The 19,011-nt window shown below is 50.4% G+C and carries 17 protein-coding genes; 1 reads left to right on the top strand and 16 read right to left on the bottom strand.

The annotated features are described in order from the left end of the window. Window positions 1–7 precede the first annotated feature (7 nt). The 10 genes from GT1_RS09050 to GT1_RS09005 all read right to left on the bottom strand — a co-directional run bounded on the left by GT1_RS09050 (window position 8) and on the right by GT1_RS09005 (window position 10,962). The gene (locus tag GT1_RS09050) at window positions 8–727 is read right to left on the bottom strand and encodes a hypothetical protein (protein WP_188398430.1); all 720 of its coding nucleotides are present in this window, start codon (window positions 725–727) and stop codon (window positions 8–10) included. Between the two features lie 164 nt (window positions 728–891). Continuing rightward, window positions 892–1,527: a DNA-binding response regulator gene (locus GT1_RS09045; RefSeq protein ID WP_188398429.1), complete on the bottom strand. Its 636-nt coding sequence runs from the start codon at window positions 1,525–1,527 to the stop codon at window positions 892–894. Continuing rightward, the gene (locus tag GT1_RS09040) at window positions 1,511–3,934 is read right to left on the bottom strand and encodes a response regulator (RefSeq protein WP_188398428.1); all 2,424 of its coding nucleotides are present in this window, start codon (window positions 3,932–3,934) and stop codon (window positions 1,511–1,513) included. Before GT1_RS09040 ends, GT1_RS09045 begins: the two co-directional genes overlap by 17 nt. A 460-nt stretch (window positions 3,935–4,394) precedes the next feature. Further along, entirely contained in the window at window positions 4,395–5,231 is an 837-nt protein-coding gene (locus GT1_RS09035) for a pirin family protein (RefSeq protein ID WP_188398427.1), read from the bottom strand. A gap of 316 nt (window positions 5,232–5,547) precedes the next feature. Continuing rightward, on the bottom strand, window positions 5,548–6,378 hold the full coding sequence (locus tag GT1_RS09030; protein WP_188398426.1) for a CAP domain-containing protein: 831 nt from the start codon (window positions 6,376–6,378) through the stop codon (window positions 5,548–5,550). Window positions 6,379–6,477: 99 nt separating this feature from the next. Further along, window positions 6,478–7,602 (bottom strand): XAC2610-related protein, encoded by a 1,125-nt coding sequence (locus tag GT1_RS09025; RefSeq protein ID WP_188398425.1) that lies wholly within the window; start codon window positions 7,600–7,602, stop codon window positions 6,478–6,480. Between the two features lie 185 nt (window positions 7,603–7,787). Beyond that, a complete protein-coding gene (glpX, locus tag GT1_RS09020) occupies window positions 7,788–8,753 on the bottom strand; it encodes a class II fructose-bisphosphatase (protein WP_075752496.1) in 966 nt (321 codons plus the stop codon). Window positions 8,754–8,767: 14 nt separating this feature from the next. Beyond that, entirely contained in the window at window positions 8,768–9,412 is a 645-nt protein-coding gene (gene fsa / locus GT1_RS09015; RefSeq protein WP_075752494.1) for a fructose-6-phosphate aldolase, read from the bottom strand. 192 nt (window positions 9,413–9,604) lie between these two features. Then, entirely contained in the window at window positions 9,605–10,261 is a 657-nt protein-coding gene (locus tag GT1_RS09010) for a hypothetical protein (RefSeq protein WP_223226133.1), read from the bottom strand. 293 nt (window positions 10,262–10,554) lie between these two features. Next, window positions 10,555–10,962, bottom strand: a complete 408-nt coding sequence (locus GT1_RS09005; RefSeq protein ID WP_075755890.1) for a response regulator — start codon at window positions 10,960–10,962, stop codon at window positions 10,555–10,557. 213 nt (window positions 10,963–11,175) lie between these two features. On the opposite strand from GT1_RS09005, the gene GT1_RS09000 reads away from it, so the two are divergent. Next, complete coding sequence (locus GT1_RS09000; protein ID WP_188398423.1) at window positions 11,176–12,921, top strand: DUF6044 family protein; 1,746 nt, start codon at window positions 11,176–11,178, stop codon at window positions 12,919–12,921. A 5-nt stretch (window positions 12,922–12,926) separates the two neighbouring features. Here GT1_RS09000 and GT1_RS08995 read toward each other — a convergent pair whose 3' ends face one another. The 6 genes from GT1_RS08995 to GT1_RS08970 form a co-directional block, all read right to left on the bottom strand. Beyond that, window positions 12,927–13,508: a Yip1 family protein gene (locus GT1_RS08995; RefSeq protein WP_188398422.1), complete on the bottom strand. Its 582-nt coding sequence runs from the start codon at window positions 13,506–13,508 to the stop codon at window positions 12,927–12,929. 16 nt (window positions 13,509–13,524) lie between these two features. After that, a complete protein-coding gene (sppA, locus tag GT1_RS08990) occupies window positions 13,525–14,454 on the bottom strand; it encodes a signal peptide peptidase SppA (protein WP_188398421.1) in 930 nt (309 codons plus the stop codon). Between the two features lie 111 nt (window positions 14,455–14,565). Beyond that, window positions 14,566–16,182 (bottom strand): CTP synthase, encoded by a 1,617-nt coding sequence (locus GT1_RS08985; protein WP_188398420.1) that lies wholly within the window; start codon window positions 16,180–16,182, stop codon window positions 14,566–14,568. A gap of 126 nt (window positions 16,183–16,308) precedes the next feature. Beyond that, on the bottom strand, window positions 16,309–16,749 hold the full coding sequence (gene rpoE, locus GT1_RS08980; RefSeq protein WP_188398419.1) for a DNA-directed RNA polymerase subunit delta: 441 nt from the start codon (window positions 16,747–16,749) through the stop codon (window positions 16,309–16,311). A gap of 97 nt (window positions 16,750–16,846) precedes the next feature. After that, window positions 16,847–18,514 carry an arginine--tRNA ligase gene (gene argS / locus GT1_RS08975; RefSeq protein WP_188398418.1) on the bottom strand — a complete coding sequence of 556 codons (1,668 nt, stop codon included), beginning with the start codon at window positions 18,512–18,514 and terminating at the stop codon, window positions 16,847–16,849. Continuing rightward, window positions 18,504–18,992 (bottom strand): DUF1934 domain-containing protein, encoded by a 489-nt coding sequence (locus tag GT1_RS08970; protein ID WP_188398417.1) that lies wholly within the window; start codon window positions 18,990–18,992, stop codon window positions 18,504–18,506. The genes argS and GT1_RS08970 overlap by 11 nt, the downstream gene beginning before the upstream one ends. Between the last annotated feature and the right edge of the window lie 19 nt (window positions 18,993–19,011).

Genomic DNA, 19,011 nt, shown 5'->3' with positions numbered 1-19,011 from the left:
CCTCCCGCTAGACCGGCAGCACGGTAATCAGATAACCGCCCAACAACAGGCTCAACAGGTTGGCAGTCAAAACGAAAGCCACGCGGCGAAGACGGCGGTGCTCTTTGATCAGCACCAGCGCACCTGCGGTTTCCGCAATAAACACCCAGAATTCCATAATAATAAGCTTGAACATCAGATAAACAGCCAGTGGCGAGCCTCCGTTAAGAGCGATGTTCAGCAGCCCCTGTGTAAGCAGATTCATCGCCAGGAAAACGCGCCAGCTTCTTTTTTCGCGGAAGCCGAACAGGTAGAAGACCAGGCCTTCGATAACCAGCGTAAATATTACCCGCAGGCCCACCAGCAGGATTGACCGGGAAAGCAGTTTTCCCCCGGCTATGGTTTGCGCGGCAAAATCCAGTGTGATGACACCAGGGTAGCTGTTCAGATACTGCACTCCCACGGTTTGCTCATACCTGATGTCGTTTCCCGAAACCTGCAGCGTAAATTCGCCGCTTGTGCCGATATCCCGGTGGTAAAACACATAATAGGTTTCCCACGCGACCCGGCTTTTGGACACTTCCACCAAGCCTGCCGCCGTAACCAGGGAAACTTCAGCATCCGCCGGCGCGTTGGTCATAATAACGACCAGTGCAGGCGGTTCCGCCGCATTGGTATAGGCAATCGCCGGCACCAGGCAAATAACTGCCAATACGAGTACCAGCACTCGGTATCGGTTTTGTTTCAATGACTGTCCCTCCATGTAAACCGCATTCACTCCCCACCTTACGCCCTAACTATACACCTGGGGACGGTAACCAAAATAGACCCGAAAAGTACCCTGTTTTTGCAGGAAAAATAAAAAAACGCCCCAGGGAGGGACGCTGAAAGATTAAAGCTAACCGTCTCCGGTTAGCAAAAAAACCGTTTGACTTCGCTGCGTTTACCGATATCCAGCCGGTCAAACAGCCTGGATACCACTTTTTTTATATAGGAAGGCGAGTAATTCAGCAGCCGGCTGATTTCGTCATTGGTATACCCCTGCGCCACCAGCGCGGCAACAGTAAACTCGGTTTTTGTCAGCAGTTGTTTCATGGCAAGCATTTTATCGGCCTGCAAACCGCCGCTGCCCAGGTGCTGTTCCTTAAAGAGCTCCAACTGACGGCGTTTTTCGGCATTGTCCAGGTGCAGAGCAATGCGAGCCAGCAATACTTCCTTCACCACAGGCTTCCTGATGTAGTCGACGGCGCCCAGTTGCAGACCATAAGCCTCACTGTCGGCACCGGTAAGGCCGGTCAAATACACGACCGGCACTTCCCGGCCGGCGTTTAAGGCGCGCAGCTTCAACAGGGTTGCAAAACCATCCATGTCCGGCATGTCGATATCCAGCAGAATCAAATCCGGGCTGCCGCCCTTTTCCAGAAAGCGCACAGCCTGCAATCCCGATTTGGCAAGACTTACTTCGTAATACGCTTTTAACAGTTCCTCCATAATCTTCAGCAGCGTGATGTCGTCATCGACCACAAAGATCTTACTTTTCTGGTGCATTAAGCGCCGCCTCCTTCCTGCGTACCTTGCAGAATTGCCCAAACAGCGCCTCCGCATCCTCAAAATTAAGATTATCCACAGCAGTGAGAGCCTGCTCCAGCAGTCCCCTTAAGTCCTGGTCCTGCTCCAGCGAGAGCAGCAGCGTCAATGCCTGCCGGCTTTCCGTGAAGTGATAGCCGGCAATGCCGGCCTGCACCAGAGCAGTCAGCGCTGCAAAATTCATAGGCGGCAGGGAGGTGGCTGACTCACCGGCAGCCACCGCTTTGGTCTGTTGCAGGAACTCGGCAAGTCCCTCGCGGGTGGCCGTTAGTTCATGACAAAAGAGCGGCAGCGCGGTTCGTACATATCCGGCTTCGCCGGCAGAACATTTTTGTTCAAGCCGCCGGGCCAGTGCGAAAAGTTCCCCGGCGCCAATGAGGCGGGCCAGAGTTTTAAGTGAATGAGCCAAATGGGAAAGCGCTGTAAGATCATTCTGCGCAGCAAGCCGGGTCAGCAGCTCTGCGGTCTGCCGGGTGTGAACGAGAAATATTCCGGAAACGGTTATGTACTGGGACAGACTCTGACTTAGAAACTGAAGCCCGGTTTCCAGCGAAATATCATATTTTCCCAACTGCTGCCGGAATCGCTCCGCCGTATCCGGGCAGGCATTCCCCACGGTTACGGTGGTGCGCGTCACCAGTTGCTGCGGCAAATAGGACAGCAGGCTCTGTTCCAGCCGGGTCCAGGAAACAGGTTTGGAAAGATAGTCGGCAAACCCTGCGGTTAGGAGTTTTTGTCGTGTCCCGGCGGTAACATCGGCGGTCAGGGCAATGACAGGGGTGTGACAGTTCATTTGCCGCAGCCTGCGCAGGGTTTCGATGCCATCCAGCTCCGGCATCATATAATCCAGCACAATAATATGATAATGGCTTTGACCTGCCTGCTCCAGGCATTGCCGGCCGCTCAGCGCGGTGTCGATTTGCAGCAAAGTCCGGGCCAGCAGGGATTTTATCACACCCAAATTCCCTTCATTGTCATCCACAACCAGGATTCGTCCCTGCGGGGCGAAAAAGCTCTGTTCGGCCAGCGGCGCGACAGACCGGTGAGTGCAGTCAGCCAGCCCGTCGGCATAACGCTGGGGAATTTCAGCCGTAAAGGTGCTGCCGCTGCCATACTCGCTTTGCACCAGCAGCCGGCCACCCATTAGGTTCACCAAATTCCTGACAATGGCCAGACCCAGCCCGGCACCTTCAATTTTAAGGTTCCGGACCGCTTCACTGCGGGTGAAGGCTTCAAAAACGGAGTCAAGGTTTTCCGGCCGGATACCCATTCCCGTATCGGCCACCGCTACGGAAAGCAAAATGCCATCCCCGCCGGGCATTTCCTCGGCAGTAAGGGTAAGCCTGACAGAACCGGCCTCGGTGTATTTCACGGCATTGCTCAAAAGATTGACGGCAATCTGACGAATATGCAGGGTATCCCCCCAAAGCATAACCGGCAGCCCGGAAACCTCCGCGGAAAAGGACAACCCTTTTTTCTCCGACTGTTCCCGGCCAAATTGAATCAGGCGCTGTGCCAGGTCATCGGTATAGTACACTTCCTCCAAAAGCCCCATTTTGCCGGATTCGATTTTGGAAACATCCAGAATATCGTTGATGAGCGACAGAAGCATTTGGCCGGCATCCTGCGAGCGGGCGATGTAACCGGCAACCGCCGGGGAAGGCTGTTCCCGCAAAATCATCTCATTCATGCCCAGCATAATATTGATGGGAGTCCGGATCTCGTGACTCATACTGGCAAGAAACATGCTTTTGGCCTGATTAGCCCGGATAGCCTCCTCCCGGGCCTGCTCCAACTGCCGCTGCTGGCTGTTATACATACGAAAGTTAAGGTGCATGGTAATACCCAAAACAATACTGACAGCCAGAAAACATACAATAACATCGGCCAGAATCTTTTCCTCGGTTTCAAACCAGCTAACCTGCTCAGGCACGTAATATCCATAAAGGCAAAGCCCGGTGTAAAACAACAGTTCCAAAACACTGACAACCAGCATCTGCCGGCCTTCCAGCATAAATACAGTAAATACCGTGGCAAAAATAAAGAACGAGGGAAGACCGCCCCGGTATCCGCCGCCGGAAAAAAACAAAAAAGCAAAGCCGATAAAAAAAATAAAGACAATGGTAATCAGGTAACACCGCTGGTACTGCCCGCTGGTGTAGGAATAGTAAAGCAGCCCAAAGGAAAGTACGGCAATAAGCAAGTTGAGTATGGCCATCGGGAGTCCACCGACAACCAGCAATGAAAATCCGGCCTGCAGCAGACTGTTGACAGTACCGGCCATGGCCAGCAGATTAAACAGCCGTACACGAAACTCCAGCTCGGGCCGGAAAAACTTTTTTACTATGTTTTGCAGCCAAAGTTTCATGCATTACCTCCGAATGTCACGGCCAAGTGCTGGCGGTCCGTCCTATCTATCCTCGCCCCGCTGCTTGCTCCTAAGAGCCCTCCAGCTAAACTCTCGCAAAGTTAACTGTTATAAAAAAGCAAAGTACCGGCTTGATTTACCTGCATATATATTCCCTCCTAATCCATTAAATTCCTTTACAGATCATGGAATAGCGGAAAACACAAAAGAAAAGAGTTTCACCGGAAGCAGAGGGGAAGCAAGGGGACGTTCTTTTTGCTCCTTACAGCAAACTAGAGATTAAGATAAATCGAAAATAGAATGCCAGGTTGTGATTGATTATTTCTCACAACCTGGCATTCATAGACTTAGAGCCTTTTAATCCTGAGCTTTGCGTCTTATCTTTTGAAATCCTTAGGGAGAGCTTGGTTCGCGTTCAGGTGACGATGAGTTCAACACTGCTTCGCTGTCTGGAGTTAACTTATTTGATGAATTTGTTTTCTTCTAATTCCCGGAAGGCGAGCTGCAACTCTTCCCGGGTATTCATTACGATTGGGCCGCCCCAGGCAATCGACTCCCGCAGCGGCTCCCCGGCCATCAGGAAAAACCGAATTCCCTGATCAGCAGCTTTTACGAGGAATGTTCCTGTTTCATCAAATAATACGGCATGCTTGGCCGGGATTACCTGCTCGCTGCCAAAGGTTCCGGCTCCCTGAAAAATATAAATAAACAAAGTCGTATTGCCCGCAATCTCCAGTGACCACTCAGCCCCGGCACACACTGCTACGTCCAGCAGCAGTGGCTTGCGGTAGTCCCCGGCCATAGCCCCGGCTTTACCGCCGTACACGCCGGCAAGAATATGGATCCGCCGGTCTCCCTCATCAACTACCGGGATATCCTCTTTGCGTATTCCATTATATTTAGGGGACACCATTTTGTCTTTTGCCGGTAGATTGAGCCAAAGCTGGAGTCCAAACATCCGCTCACTGGGTTTTGGCATTTCCTGATGGAGGATTCCGGAGCCGGCAGTCATCCACTGATATTCTCCTGCTAAAATCCTGCCTGTATTCCCCAGGCTGTCGCCGTGCTCAATATCACCCTGAATGAGATAGGTAATCGTCTCAATCCCGCGGTGCGGATGCCAGGGGAACCCTTTGACATAGTCCTCGGGGTCCACCGAATCAAAAGCATCCAACATGAGAAAAGGATCAAAATCTTGCGTGTCGTCGCGACCAATTACCCGCACCAGCTTGACGCCGGCTCCGTCCACCGTATGTTTTCCTGTCACAATTTTACGGATAGTCCTCAGCTTGTTCATCGCCAACCTCCTTGTTATTTAAAAGCAATAATCGTCTTTACCGGCAGTTCTGCCTGCTCCAGTATTGCTATTCACATTTGGGCAGGAGGCCGTTTCAGGTATGGGAAATCTTGTGAATAACTAACTTCTATAAAAACTTTTTTTCTCCTCCAAAGCATGACATGGGGAGCTATGGGAGGCAAACGTACACCCTATGCGCCCAAGGCAGCATCGGGTGGTGATGAAGTTGCAAGGCGGCAAAGCCAGAAAGAAACCCTTGATTCCTCGGGGGTAAAGAAAGCAGACGGGACTGTCGCAATAAGACAGCCCCGTCTGTTTAATACCTGGCAAATAGCTGTACGCCGTAGATTGTTCCATCCGGGGCAGTATATAAGCCCAGGCCAACATGCGTATATTGAGAGCTTAAAATATTGGCCCGATGCCCCGGACTGTTCATCCAGGCCACCTGCATCGCGGCAATGCTGCTATTATAGGCTATATTTTCTCCCGCCGACCGGTAGGTAATACCGTTTTCCTTCATTCGGTCAAAGGGCGACTGTCCCTTGCGATTGGTGTGGCTGAAATACTTGCTCTGTGCCATGTCTTCGGCATGTTTTCTCGCTACCTCCGACAGCCTGGCATCGGCACTCAGGCGCGGCAGGCCCTGTTTTTCCCTGTCCCGGTTTAAGAGGTCAATGCCTAAGCGTTCATCGGCGGTAATAGCAGCAGGAGCTGCCTGCCATACCAACTTGACAGTGCCGTCAGTGCCAATATTTACCCGTGAAAAATACTCCTTTCGCCACTTATCGCCTGGCGGGCACTGTTCGCCGTCATAATATTTGAACTTACTTTTTATTACCGTCCGCTCCATTGCGCCCTCACCGCTGCCGCTCCAGGCTGAACTGTAGATATAGGCATGCTTTACCTTTGTCGAATCAAGGAAGGTAAAATCCTTGACCGTCTTTGGCCCTACGTTGTACCAACCGATGCATACCCATTTGTTCAGCTTGTCGTCATGCTTTAAGATCGCAAAAGATTTGGTTGTATTATACTTATTGTCAATAGTAACCTTGAAGGCTTCTGCCGTAAGCGGAATGGCAGCCAAAAGCAACGCGGCCAGCAGTAAGACAGCCACCCTTTTATACAGCGCAGGTACATCTTTATCCATGCTCCATCCCCCCACCCTTCTCGCATTCTCTCAGCGTAAGCGGAGCAATTGCCCGCCTAAACGGAAAGAATGCCGGCCTGGCTTCATGTCGCCACTGTATCACGGCTCAATCATCAGCGTATCGTACAGCATTTTGTACAGCAGGATAATGCCGTCACTGATGCCCGGCATTTTGACGCAGATTACCTGGAAATGCCTGCCGTAAATATTGGCATAGTATAGTTCGCCGCCGTCTATCGCCAGGCCGTCAATTGTCCCGGTAAAGGGGCGGCGGTAAAACTCGTAGCCGTTCAGTCTGGTTGTGTCGGTTTGATAAGCCCACTCAATTTGACTGTTGATAAACGGTTCCTGAAGCAGCGCCTTAGCTTCCAGTGCCTCGCGAACTGTATAGTTATCCAAATCCTGCACAGCTTTGCCCCTCTGAGCTACCAGCATAAACCATTTGCCGGCAGTGACTTTAACACCGTCAGCGGTATCCTTGGCAGTGGCTCCTACCGGCAGGAGCAGGGAAAAGCCCTGCTGTGACTTATAGAGAGTCGCATTCGGGAACGGGAATTCCGACAAATCCTCGTATTCGTTCCTCATAGCCTCTTCTGACAGCAGTTTCTGCTCCCGCACCAGCCGGCGCTCGCCCTGTTCATCCAGACGGTATTCTCTGGCTATCAGCCGATCTACCTCCGGATCATAGCTGCGCTCAATGATTTGCACCGGCCAAAGTCTGCCGCCTTTCCACACATAGGTTGCTTCCTCACTGTCGGTGGCACTGATATGGGTAAAAGAATATACGGTCTTTACATCAGGATTGAATACCGGTGAGGCAAGCCGGCTCAATTCCTCCTGAAAAATGAAATTCTGGCTTTTTTGATCCCACAGCCAGCAACTGTAATAAACATTGGTACGGCCCTCTGACGACGCAAATTTCAAATCCAGATAGCCATCAAAATTCATATCCTCGGAAATCGTCATCATCCACTGACCGTCCTCAATCTCCGGAAAAATAGCGGCATCATACGGAATTTCCTGCAAGAGCGAATGTGGTTTCCTGTCTTCCCGATAAATGGAAATCTTGTCTGAACTTGAACTGATGTCAACACTCACGGTAGGCGCATCTTTACCGATGACGACAGGCAGATAACCGCCTTCCTCACAGGCCTGCACGGGCGGCAGGTTTACGCCAAACGGTAATACCAGTGATAGAATTAGCAGCACGGCCAACCTTCGCATGAGAAACACTCCTTTTTTGGGAAAAACTAATACTATTTCCAAACTGCTGAGCTTTCCCTTTTTCTTTACTATATACCGAAAAAATATAATGCGATAGACTCGAAAAGTTACCTTTTTTACCTAAAAAAAGACTGCCGTATTGCTTTTCCGTGCAACACAGCAGTCTAACTTTCCTTATAGTAATATTAAGTCCGTTTAATGAGCATGGGTTTTTTCTCAAACTTATGAATGGCGTCAACAAACCGTACCGTACCGGTGGAAGCACGCATCACCAGCGAATGCGTACGCGCCCCGCCGCCAAAATAACGCACCCCGTTAAGCAGGTCGCCCTGGGTAATGGCTGTTGCCGCAAAAATGACTTCATCGCCCTTAACCAGATCGTCAAGGGTAAACACTTTATTGATATCCGTGATGCCCATTTCTTTAGCCCGTACAATATCGTTATCACTTTCCGCCCACAATTTTGCCTGCATATCGCCGCCCAGACATTTAATGGCAGCCGCCGCCAGCACACCTTCCGGCGCCCCGCCGATACCCAGCAGCATATGGATGCCGGTTCCCTCAATTGCAGCGTTAACGGCCGGCGATACATCTCCATCGGTAATCAGCTTAATCCTGGCCCCGGCATCACGCGCTTCCTGAATGATGGCGGCATGGCGCGGGCGGTCAAGAATGACGACAGTCACATCTTCGATCTTACGCGAAAGGGCCGTAGCAACTGCTGCCAGATTGTCCTTAACCGGCGCATTAATATCAATTTTTCCTCTGGCCAGCGGCCCGACAGCAATCTTGTCCATATACATATCAGGCGCGTGCAGGAGACAGCCACGCGGCGCTATGGCTAAAACAGCAATAGCTCCCGGCAAGCCTTTGGCTACCAAAGTGGTGCCTTCCAGCGGATCAACGGCAATATCCACTTCCCGTCCGCCATGTCCTACCTCTTCACCAATAAATAGCATCGGCGCTTCGTCCATTTCACCTTCGCCAATAACCACGCGACCGCTGATGCTTACTGTGTCAAACGCAGCCCGCATAGCATCTACGGCAGCCTGGTCGGCGGCAATTTTATCACCCCGCCCCATCCAGCGGCCGCAGGCAACAGCTGCCGCTTCGGTAACCCGTACAAACTCCAATGCTAATTCACGTTCCATAATACTACATCTCCTTACTTCTTTGCTTGTTCCCAGTCTTCCAGGAAACGCTTAATCCCGGCATCGGTCAACGGGTGGTTTAAGAGCGCCACTAACACCTTGGCGGGTATTGTGGCGATATGCGCCCCGGCCAGCGCGGCTTGAGTGACATGCAGGGGATGCCGGATGCTGGCAGCAATAATTTCGGTCTCAATGTCATGAATGGCAAAAATATCTGCTGTATCCTTTATCAAGGCAATGCCGTCCTGGCTAATATCGTCAAGGCGCCCAACGAACGGGCTGACAAAAGCGGCCCCTGCCCGGGCGGCCAAAAGTGCCTGATTGGCCGAAAAAACCAGGGTAACATTGGTTTTTATCCCCTCGGCTGCCAAAGCACTTACTGTTTTCAAACCATCTACCGTTACCGGAACCTTAATGACCACATTATCGCCAAGCTTGGCCAAATCACGCGCTTCCGGCAGCATTTCTGCAAATACTGTGCTGATTACCTCGGCACTTACCGGACCTGGGGTAAGTGAGGCAATTTCTTGAATTACCGCTTTAATGTCCTGTTTTTCTTTGGCAATCAGTGACGGATTGGTAGTTACACCTGCTACAACACCCATAGGCAAAATTTCTTTGATTTCAGCAAGATTCGCTGTATCCAGGAAAAATTTCACAGGTACCTCACTCGCCTTTCCCTCAATATTCTTTATCCGCAACCTGCTAAAGCCTGTTGCGAACGTCGTGTACTTGTAACTCCATTATTTTATCCAACGAATTAAGACTCCCGCCTCTAAAGGCGGCGTCAGTTGAGATGGGAGTAGACTCTCCACCTGAACCCCCGATGTTTCAGCTGTGCTGAAACGAGTTCACTTACGGCTGGTTCGCCGGAGTGGAGCCAGCTCAATAATTTTTAGCGCCGATATGGCTGCCAAATCTTGTTCGTCCTTGGCCGAAATCCGCAATCTTCCCTCACATTGGCCACAGGATATTTCAACGGCATCAACCAGCACATCCACATCAACATCGGTATTGCCACAAGAGCAGTATACCCCTCCCTGCTCGGCAATATCATGAATTCTATTTAAAATCTCCAGTAAAATCTGCGAATTTTCTATCCCTTGTTCCGATTGGCCGTCCAGCTCGCAGGCCAGGCTGGCTACCTCTTGTTTATGTCTGGCAATGGTCGCGGCAATGGCTTCAGGACTGCCGGCAAAACCCAGTTCAAGATTAGCCTGGGCACAATATATTTTGCTTGCTTTCGGCTGCCTGAACAGCTTACTGTCAAGAAAAATCAAGTGGTTGGTTTCGCATACTACACAAGGAATATCTAACAGATACTGACGGCGGCCCGCGCTGGCAATAGACCCTTGTATTTGGCCGCAGCTGCAGACAAGCTGGTACTCAGCATTATTGATAGCAAACCGGGAGACATTATGCAATTCAATTTTGCCGCACCGCGAACAATACAGCGCTAATGTAGAAACAGCGCTAATGACCAATGGATATCCCCCCCTTGTCTTCATCTATTTCGCCGCCAGTATTAAAAATCCTGCCTGCCATTACCAAGTTGCCGTATCGGTAAGTAAGGGCACAGTCTAGTACCTTGTCGCATCTAAAATTTGAGATTATATGGCAAGGATTTTTTCGCCCTGCTAGGCGGAGGAGCCGCGCATATCGGACATATGTAAGGCGACGACAACAACGCAGGGCGAAAAAAGACTGCTATATAATCCAAAGAATTAGGTGCGACGAGGTACTAAGTGGCCAATTAATCAATAAGGAACCCGGGACAAACCGTCCCGGGCCTTTCTGGATCTTAACCTATGAGCAGACGACGCTCGGTAGTAAAACTGCTGCTGTCAATATTGGCCTCTATGATTTGGCATAGAGACATAATATCAAATGGTTTGGTAATGTAGTCCCGCATGCCCGCTTCCCGGGCTTCATTAACCATATCCAGCTCGCCGTAAGCTGTCATCATAATCACCTGGTCACCCTGCCCCTGGCGCTTAAGCTCTTTCAGCGCCTCGATTCCATCCATACCCGGCATTTTCATATCCATCAAAATAACCGCCGGCTTGACATCGATGGCAACTTGTATCCCCTCATAGCCGTTGGCGGCTGTAAGTACGTTATACCCTTCATCCTGGAGAACCTCAGTAAGCAATCTCCGGATTCCAGGTTGGTCGTCAATCACCAGGATTGTCGCTTGGGAATTGCTCATGTCCTGCACCTTGCTTTCTCCGTAGTATTCGAGAATAACTCCTTTACCTTTTCCTTATATAACCATATTCGCAATTAATTGAAAATTTCCTGCTGATTTCTGGAAGAAAATAGAAATTTAATTAACTTTTTCTATTTGCCGTAAATAATTTTAAATATAACCAAGATTATGCTAAAATTTGTAATAGCAAATAGTTACATCGAGGTATACATTATGGCAGCAAAAATTTCCTTGCGCAATATTTTCAAATTACTGTACAACCATAAGGCGGCCCTTTTGTTCACCGCCATACTGGCGGCCTATTTAGCCCCTTTTGTCCTTTTGCGGCAAAATGCTCATTTTACCATTAATGACAATCTTGACTGGATTACCGCTTGGATTGTACTGGCCAAAAGCGGTAAAGTTTTTGACCTGACAGGAACCGTTAATCAAATGCTGGGAGAACTGCCCCGCAGTTGCCTGCCAAGCGGATTTAATGTAATAACCTGGCTGTATATGATTCTGCCCCCCTTTCGCGCTTACCTGATTAATCTCTTACTGGTACATAGCATTGCTTTTTTCGGCATGTATCTGCTGCTGAAACAGTATGTCCTCACCGACAAACAGCAGGCTTGGCTGGCCTGGGCAGGCGCCGCAGCATTCGCCACCATCCCCTTTTATACCGTCTATGGCCTGTCGATCGCCGGACAGCCCTTACTATTCTATGCCATGCTAAATGCCTTTTATGCTAAAAAAATGGCAGTTAATGTAATAATCATTACTATCTTCGCCCTGTACTCGTCATTGCCGCTTGCCGGTGTGTTTATTTTGGCAGTCCTTGGCCTTGCTGCTGTTTATGATTATTGGCACCACCGGATAAAACGCCCGCATTTTTGGGGAGCCATTGCGCTGTTGGCCTGTTCCTATGTCGTAACGGAAATCTGGCTGATTTATAATGCCTTTTTCAGCGAAGGTTTCCTGTCCAGCCGGGAGGAAATTAACCGGATTCTTTTAGGCCAGGCCCGCAATTGGGACGGAGTGCAAGCCCTTATTGTTGAAAATCTGGTCAATGGTCAGTATCACGCCGTCAGCCTGCACAAATATATTCTGCTGCTGGCTGTGCCGCTGGCCCTTATCAGCGGCTGGCGGCAACCGCGCGAATACAAGCGGCTGTTGCTGCTATTGGCGCTGGCGTTCTCCCTGTCTGCCTTTTATGGGTTGCGGTACTCCGAGTGGTTTATGTCAGCCGTGTCCGGCATCAGCTTTCTCAATGCGTTTCAAATCCAGCGTTTCCATTGGCTGCACCCGCTCTTATGGTATACTATTTTTGCCTTGTGCCTGTCAATCATTGCCAACATCCGCTATGTCGGCAGACTGGCTGCCGCCCTGCTAATCGTCCTGCAGCTGGGGTATTTGTTTGGCAATCATATTGAATACCATTTGGCTCTAAAAAAACAAACAGACGTCTCGGTGCTGGAGAACGCCTGGCTGTACGAAAATATAAGTTATGGCGAGTTTTTTGCCGACAGCCTGTTTAAACAGGTTGACGACTATATCGGCCGGCCAAAATCAGAGTACCGGATAGCCAGCATCGGCATCTATCCTGCCATTACCCAGTATAACGGCTTCTATACTCTTGACGGGCGGCTTAATATTTACCCGCTGGAATATAAGCATGCCTTCCGCCGGATCATGGCCCAGGAGCTGGCTAAGAACCCGTTTTGGCAGCGGTATTTTGACTATTGGGGTATAACCTGTTATATCTTCCCGGCCGAGCTTGAATACTATCAGGTCCGCCGAGCCTATAACCTCAAGCTCAACAAGCTGGAGCTTGACACCCAGGCTTTCAAAAACTTAGGCGGCGAATATATTCTATCCGCCGCCGAAATAACAAATTATCAGGAAAATGGCCTTGAATTTTTACAACGGTTTAATGACGGTTGGTCAATCTGGGAAATTTACCTGTACCGGGTACGCTAAGCAAGTTAGCCCAGCAGCGGCAGGTGCATTAAGCTGGAACCGACAAAAATCACCCCGGCCACAACCGCACCGATAATCGCCAGCATGGGTGCCAATAACACCAGTACAGCCCGTGTGCCTGACAAGCCATGGGCACCGCGAATGGCAGCGACATTCAGCATCAGGGTCCAAAGAACCACCAGCAGGCCAATACTGCCGAACGCTATGCCACGCAGGCCGCTCGGCAACAGGGCGGCAATCACCCATAGCGGCGTCACAGCCACCCGCGGCAAATGGGAAAATCCCAGTGCAGCAAACAAGCCTACCGCCGTTCCCCGTCCGCCTGCCAGTTCGGCAACAAAGTTAAGTACTGCGGCACTCAGCACCCAGCAAAACAAACTGCCGAAAAAATGCAAGACAAACATAATACCTAAAGCCGGCGCGCCTGGCGTAACAGTTATGCCGGCATAGACCGCCCACACCGGAACAAGCATGCCAATGCCAAACATGGCCAGTGCTTGCCCGGTTAATTTTTTTTCGGCAATATATTGCATTGCCACCGTGGGTTTGAACAGCACATCATAAACGGTTTCAAGAAAACTGCTCATTATTCGCCGCCCCCCCTTAATAGCCCTGGGGTGTGGCCGCACGACCGGCCGTGGAGAGCATTTCCGTAAAATAGGTAAGCAGAAGCTGCCCGGAGTTAATGGTGCTCTGTGCCCCCAGCAGCATTTCCAGCGCATTCATTTTGCCATATTCAACAATTTCCGGTTTACCGGCAATCCCCACCATAGCTGCCGTTCCATCGATGGCATCATACATATTGCCCAGTTCGTCGACAAGACCAAGTTCTTTGGCCTGCCGCCCGGTATAGATACGCCCGTCAGCCAATTGGCGCACCCTGTCCGGCTCCAGCCCGCGGCCTTCGGCAATCACCTCAACAAACTGATTGTACATATCGTCGACCATGGCTTGAATAATGGCCCGTTCCTCGGCGGTGAGCGGCCGGTCGGGTGATAAGATATCTTTATGCGGTCCGCTCTTAATTTTTTCCTGCCTGACGCCAATTTTTTGGTAGAGTTCTTCCCAGTTGGAATAAGGCATATATACCCCAAGGCTGCCGGTGATGGTAGCAGGATTGGCATATATTTTGTCCGTACAGGCGGCCAGCCAGTAACCGCCCGATGCCGCCATGTCACCCATCGAGGTAACCACCGGTTTGCCGGCAGCACGCAGTTTTTTGAGTTCCTCTCCCACTTCCTGCGAAGCCGGGACTGTGCCGCCAGGGCTGTTGATTCTAAGCACTACGGCTTTCACCGCTGCATCATCGCGGGCTGAATGCAGCTGCCGGATGAGAGCATCTGTGCCGCCGCCTTCCGTAAACAGACCGACCTGACCGCGACCGCCGACAATCATACCATCAACATAGATTATGGCAATTTTATCCGCAGCAGTCAGCTTGCTATCCTTAACCTTGGGCGCAATAAACAGCGAGACTACCATCGACAGGCCAATAATAAAAGCCAAAAAGAGGACAACCGAGCGTTTGAACATACGTTTACCTCCTTTAAACGAAAACTGTTGGAAATCTTCCAACAGTTTCTACACATTATCCGACGACTAAGCTTCAGCTGGGGATAAACCCCGTCTGAAGCAAGTCTTCCTTTATAGTTTACCCTGTTTATACTGCAGCGATGCCTTGACAAAATCTCTAAACAGCGGATGCGGATTTGTCGGACGGGATTTGAATTCCGGGTGGAACTGCGTGCCGACAAACCAGGGATGATCTTTTACTTCAACAATCTCAACAAGGCGTCCGTTGGGTAAGGTACCGGCAATAACCAAGCCGGCTGCTGCCAATTGTTCGCGGTAAGCATTGTTAAATTCAAAACGGTGGCGGTGACGCTCATAAACAATTTCATCTTGATAGGCCTGATAGGTCAGAGTACCTTCCGTAACTTTGCAGGGGTACACACCCAGGCGCATGGTACCGCCCTTGTCCTCGACGGCTGCCTGCTCGGCCATAAGATCAATAACCGGGTACGGAGTATCGGCATTAAATTCGGCGCTATGCGCCTCTTTCAGGCCGCAAACATTGCGGGCATACTCAATAACAGCCGACTGCATGCCCAGGCACAGACCCAAAAAGGGTATTTTATTCTCACGGGCATAACGAATGGCTTTTATTTTGCCTTCAATACCACGGTCGCCAAAGCCGCCTGGCACCAAAATACCTTCAACATCACCCAGGTAGGCGGCAAGATCGGTTTCATCGGCTTCAATGTCTTCGGCATGAACCCATTTTATTTCAATGGCCGTATTGCTGCTGATGCCGCCGTGGCGCAGAGCTTCCGACACGCTCATATACGCATCCTGCAGGGCGACATATTTACCGACAATAGCAATACGCACACTTTCTGAAGGGTTCATGATCTTGTCCACCATGTGCCGCCACTCAGCCATGTCGGCGCCATTATCCACAAGATTAAGTTTTTCCATGGCAATACGGTCCAGCCCCTCATTTTCCAGCATGAGCGGGACTTGATAAATACTGGCGGCATTTTTGTTCTGGATGACGGCATCGCCGTCAATATCGCAAAACAGCGCCAGTTTTTCTTTCATTTCCGGCGAAATTTCATGCTCGGTACGGCACACAATAACATCAGGATGGATACCGATACTTCTCAGTTCTTTTACACTATGCTGGGTAGGCTTGGTTTTAAGCTCACCGGCAGCCGAAATATACGGTACCAGCGTAACATGAATATAGAGTACACCGCCCCGGCCTACTTCCTTCTTGACCTGACGGATAGCCTCTAAAAACGGCAGGCTTTCAATATCGCCGACAGTACCGCCAATTTCGGTAATAACAATATCGGCATTGTCTTCTTTGCCTACCCTGTAGATGCGTTCTTTAATCTCATTGGTAATATGAGGGATTACCTGCACTGTACTTCCCAGGTAATCGCCTTTGCGTTCCTTATTAATGACAGACCAATAAATTTTTCCTGCGGTAACATTAGAGCTTTTGCTCAGATTAATATCAATAAACCGTTCATAATGGCCCAGGTCAAGGTCGGTCTCGCCACCGTCCTCGGTGACAAATACCTCGCCATGCTGATAAGGGCTCATGGTACCGGGGTCAAAGTTGATGTATGGATCAAACTTTTGGATGGTTACCTTAAGGCCGCGGCTTTTTAACAGACGCCCCAGCGACGCTGCCGTAATGCCCTTGCCTAGCGAAGATACCACACCGCCGGTAACAAAAATATATTTAGTCATAAAACTATCCTCCTACAAACTATCCCATGGTGGTTATCGAAAAACTATGATCCAGCTCACAGTATGATTGCTAAACTAATTATGCCAACCATTTGAAGCTTTTATCCGATGAGGGCCGGGGCTGTGTTATTTATATTCTTCACCCTCAAGCTCTTCTTCATCTTCCTCAAGCTCGTCTTCGTCTTCCAGCAAAGCGGCAGGCTCAGTATGAACAGCGCCATCCTCGGGTTCAAAATCCTGCTGAATGGCAGCCAGCAGCTTTTCCCGCCTTACACCAATGTCATCCTTCCTGGCAGTAGCCGATTCCTCAACTTCCCGCAGGCTGATGCGCTGCGGCGACCATTCGTTGAGGCCCCACATACTCTTACCGGTATGTACAAACCGGCTGTCCAGATTAATCCGGGTGTGTATATCGGCAATCACATAGGCCGGCGGCCGGGTGGCTCCGCCCTTGGCAGCCACAACCCGGTCAATTAACTCACGGTAATGTAACGGATGGCCTGTTGTTTTGAGAATCTGATAAGCTAAAACGATTTCGTCAACACTTTTTGATGTATTATTTTCCATAATATTAACCTCCGCACTTAAACAATCCGCGTTTTATATTCAACGTGCAGAAGTAAATTCCTCCCGGCTGTCCAAAAACATTGCGTATACAGCCTTATCACATTTTTTCCGGAGCATCCACTCCCAGGATATTGAGCGCTTGCCGAATGGTTGACCGCACGGCTGTTACCAAAGCCAGGCGGGCAGCCTGCAGCGCAGGGTCGACACCGATAATACGGCACTGATTATAAAACGTATGGAACAAACCGGCCAATTCATGCGCATACCGGGCAATGCGGTGCGGTGCACGCTCACGGGCGGCAGCTGTCACTTCTGCGGGAAATTGCGCCATTTTTTTGATGAGGTCAATCTCGGCCTGTTCTGTCAACAGTTCCAGTTTAACCTGGCTGAAGTCGCCCGGCACAGGCAGGCCGGCTTCAAGCACCTGGCGGAAAATACTGGCAATCCGGGCATGGGCATACTGGATATAATAAACCGGATTTTCGTTAGACTTCGATTTAGCCAAATCAAGATCAAAATCAAGCTGGCTGTCAATGGACCGCATAATAAAGAAAAATCTCGCAGCATCCCGGCCCACTTCTTCGATAAGCTCGCCTAAGGTTACACCCTGGCCTGTCCTCTTGGACATTTTAACCAGTTCACCATTTTGATACAGGCTGACCATTTGCAAAATAAGTACTTCCAGATGGTCAGGATTATATTCCATGGCGGCAATGGCCGCCTTCACCCGGCTAATATAGCCGTGATGATCGGCCCCCCAAATATTGATTACCCGGTTAAAGCCACGGGCAAATTTGTCACGGTGGTAGGCAATATCGGCAGCCAGATAGGTCGGTACACCATTGTCGCGGATAACCACCCGGTCTTTGTCGTCACCATAGACTGTTGATTTAAGCCATAAAGCTCCATCCTTCTCGTAGATACTGCCATTATTCTTCAGCAGGTCACAGGTGGCAGCCACCGAGCCGCTGTTGTGCAAAGTGCGTTCACTGAACCACACATCAAAGGTGACGCCGAATTGTTCCAGATCTTCTTTGAGAGCGGCCAGCTTTTCGACAAGGGCTACTTCTTTAAATTCAGCCAGGCGGTCGGCCTCGGACATAGTGAGATACCTATCGCCATGGCGGTCGATAATTCGCCGGGCAGTTTCGATAATATCCCGGCCATGATAGCCGTCTTCCGGGAACTGAACCGTTTGGCCCAAAAGCTCCAGATATCTGGCATTGACAGAAGCCGCCAGATTATCAATCTGATTACCGGCATCATTGATGTAAAACTCGGCTTCCACCTGGTAACCGGCTGCCTTAAGCAGATTAACCAGCGCACTGCCGAACGCCGCCCCCCGACCATGACCCACATGCAAGGGTCCGGTGGGATTGGCACTGACAAATTCTACCTGAATCCGCTCGGCCTGTCCGGCATCGGTTTGGCCGAAGCTGTCCCCGGCAGCCAGTATGGCAGCCAGTTCCTGGTAAATTATATCTGCCTTCAAATAAAAGTTAATAAAACCAGGCCCGGCAATTACAGCCTTATCCAGCCACGGCTCATTCAGCCGGTCAACAATGGCCTGGGCAATGCTCCGTGGATTGCTCCTGGCCGCTTTGGCCGATTGCATGGCAAAATTGGTGGCATAATCACCAAATTCTTTTTGCGGCGGCACTTCCAAGGAAATTTCAGGCAGTTCACCGGCAGTAAACACACCGTCGGCCATAGCCCTCGCAGCCGCTTGTCCAATTGCGGCAGTCAGTTGTTCTTTAATGTCCATTCTTTCTATCCCCCTGTACAGTGACATGCAGAGTATTAGCGCTTTGCCACTGTCCGCTGATTTCAAGCTCGTACTCAATATGCACTCCGGTCACACAGCCGCCGTCATTGGCTCGGGCTACTGTCAGCCGGGTTGTCCGAACAGTTATATTCATGGTTCCGAAAGGTGTGGTATAGCTGGAGGATGAGCGTTCACCGGTGCGGAATTCCTGGCGCTGTTCCACAGAGCCCTGCCGTACCAGGATAACATGATCGCTGTATATTTTTAACAGCGTCGTGGCACCCTCCATCCCGCTGATCTCGGTTTCCTGATAGGTAATGTAGTCAACGCTGTTTTTCGCATACCTTTTCCCATGGGTAAATAATTCAATTGTATTCTCTTCCCCTTGCGCGTCCCGCTGTGAACCAATCACAGTAAGCAGCACCTGGTCAACAGCAGTATTACCACATAACGGCTTAATCAGACTCAACCCTTTCATAGAACCTTAACTTTATTAT

The organism is Sporomusa sp. GT1, assembly GCF_014634905.1.
GTDB lineage: Bacteria > Bacillota > Negativicutes > Sporomusales > Sporomusaceae > Sporomusa > Sporomusa sphaeroides.
This window is presented reverse-complemented; position numbering and strand designations above follow the sequence as displayed.